General features: G+C 62.2%; 2 protein-coding genes and 1 pseudogene. 1 reads left to right on the plus strand and 2 read right to left on the minus strand.

Going from position 1 to position 2328, the window contains the following annotated elements; translation table 11 throughout:
- Together VKI00_RS11855 and aqpZ are read right to left on the minus strand one after the other, a co-directional pair.
- Nucleotides 1-232, minus strand: a pseudogene (locus tag VKI00_RS11855) (hemolysin III family protein); the annotation flags it as partial.
- A gap of 418 nt (nt 233-650) precedes the next feature.
- Nucleotides 651-1448 carry an aquaporin Z gene (gene aqpZ / locus VKI00_RS11860; protein ID WP_324437653.1) on the minus strand — a complete coding sequence of 266 codons (798 nt, stop codon included), beginning with the start codon at nt 1446-1448 and terminating at the stop codon, nt 651-653.
- Between the two features lie 273 nt (nt 1449-1721).
- Here aqpZ and VKI00_RS11865 point away from each other — a divergent pair, with 273 nt between their 5' ends.
- Nucleotides 1722-2153 carry a DUF4239 domain-containing protein gene (locus tag VKI00_RS11865; RefSeq protein WP_324437654.1) on the plus strand — a complete coding sequence of 144 codons (432 nt, stop codon included), beginning with the start codon at nt 1722-1724 and terminating at the stop codon, nt 2151-2153.
- Nucleotides 2154-2328: the final 175 nt, after the last annotated feature.

The following is a 2328-nucleotide window of genomic DNA, read 5'->3' on the forward strand; positions in this document are numbered from 1 at the left end:
CCGCGGCGTAAGTCAGGGTCGCCAGACCGGCACGGGTGGAGTTCAGTGACCACGACGCCGCTACCAGCGTCGCGCCCGCGACCACGGCGACCCCGGCCGAATAGACGTGGATCCAACCGCGCGCCCGCGGACTGCTGAGAACATTCGCGACGCTCTCGACGAGGTGTTCAGCGAATTCTTCGACGGCATTGATCGCCGATGAAGACGGCCGAGGGCTCTCGACCGAGTCCATTTGGCTGGTCATATCCCTCCAGTCCGATGCGCCGCCGCCCGGTGTCGGCTTTCATGTAAGCGGGTTGGCCTGGCCGCAGCAAGTCCGGTACCACCGTGTTGGGTGCACGTTCAAGTTTTGCCCGCCTAACGCCCTAATCGTGCTCAACTCTCACCGGTGCCCAGATCAGCGCCATCACACGCTTCTGAACCGCCCCGGGATGTCCGGAGACTTTTTGATGTGCGAGCTCAGCCTGTGGCTGGTCTCCGACGTTGAGCGTAGTAGGCAGTGCGTCCTGTCCCGATAGCCGGCCTCGCCCGTCTCACCGGTCCCATGGCTTGGCATGTCCAGCCGGCGCCCGTGCTGCAACCACCGCTGGATTCCACCCCTGCCGTTGACAGGCCAAGAACGGACGCTCGAAATAGGCCGGTTTCCGGGATCAGGCCGGCGCCGCCCGGTGCTGGCCTGAGTCGTCGTCGGCTTCCAGGGCGTCATCACGGACTGGGCGCTCGGCGAGTTCTTCATGCCTGCCGAACAGATAGGGGTACGCGATTCCGGCGATCGCCGCTCCGATGAGCGGTGCCAGCCAGAACACCCATAGCTGCGCGGGTGCGCCGTTACCGTTGAAAAACGCGACCCCCGTCGACCGCGCCGGGTTGACCGACGTGTTGGAAATCGGGATCGAGATCAGGTGGATCAATGTGAGGGTAAGGCCGATGGCCAAACCGGCGAATCCCTTGGGCGCCCGGTCATCGGTGGACCCCAAGATGACGAGCAGGAACACACCCGTCAGGACGATCTCGGCAATAATCACCGCCCACAGCGAGTAGCCGCCGGGGGAATGCTCACCGAATCCGTTGGCCGCCATGTTGCCCGTCGCGGTAAAGCCTTCCTTACCCCTGGCGATGAGGTAGATCACCAGGCCGGCAAGTAAGCCGCCGATCACCTGAACAATCCAGTAGCCCGGCAGGGCTTTCCACTCGATGCGCCTGGCGAGCGCGGCGCCCAGCGTCACGGCGGGATTGAAATGCCCGCCCGAGATCGTGCCGAATGCGTAGACACCGGTGAGCACGGTCAGACCGAAAGCGATGGCTACCCCGAGAAAACCGATCCCTACCGAAAAGCCGCCGGAGAGGAACTTTGCGGCGAACACCGCGCTGCCACAGCCGCCAAGGACCAACCAAAACGTGCCGATCAGCTCCGCTGCCAGGCGATGAAACATGCTTGGAGCAGTCATGTGCTATCACCTCCGCCGTTGAAATTGATGTGCCGAGCTTGAGCGTGGCACAAGCCGGCCAAGGCCGGACGGTCGTTGCTCAAATCGTGTTGTGATGGTGACCGAACATTGCGGGTGGTCAGCCCGGTGGACATTCGGTGGAGTCCCGCCGAGATTGCGAACGGCACGTGAAAGTTGACTCGTTGACGGCATCTGGAAATTGGCCAATCTGTCCGGCGTGGTGTTCCGACCGGGCCACGCTCACAACGCCGCTTCGTGACTACACCAAGGTATGTGATCGATGACGAGTGGCCTGCGCAACAACGCGGCATCGTCCCGAGCACAAACGACCAAATTTCCAGATTCCAGACAGCGCTGTATGCCTTCAATCCAAAATCAGAAGGCGAAAAGCTGATCCACGAATCGACGATCGGCGAGTTCAACAAGTTGGTCGAACTCCGCAACCAGCGGCTGCACAGTGTTACGCAAGGGATTCAAGGTTCGCTCTGGGCGATCATCTTGATCGGGGCGGTCCTCACGATCGTGAGTACGTACTTCCTGCAGCTCGAACGCGTGCGGGCCCAGCTGACGATGACCAGCTTCATCTCGGTCCTGATCGCCATCGTCATTTTCATCACCGCGGTTATGGATCACCCGTTCCGCGGGGAGTTTAGCGTGGGCCCGGAGGCGTTTCAGACCACCTACGATCGGATGACGGGCCACTAGCCCGCGACCCGGTAGCTCGGCGCAGCGGGGTGAACGGCATGGCCTCCCACCCGCCCTGAAAGGGGAGCAGGGAGTCCGACAAGTAATGGCGCCCGCAACCGCAGGGGATCTCGGGGATAACATCTGCGTAGTTCGGGCGGAATGGGAGGCTCCGATGAGTGTCATCACCGCGTTG

Source organism: Mycobacterium sp., assembly GCF_035314665.1.
GTDB lineage: Bacteria > Actinomycetota > Actinomycetes > Mycobacteriales > Mycobacteriaceae > Mycobacterium.

What these genes read in the sequence shown, in the direction of transcription:
- aqpZ (WP_324437653.1), bottom strand. Translation starts at nt 1,448, where the DNA reads ATGACTGCTCCAAGCATGTTTCATCGCCTGGCAGCGGAGCTGATCGGC.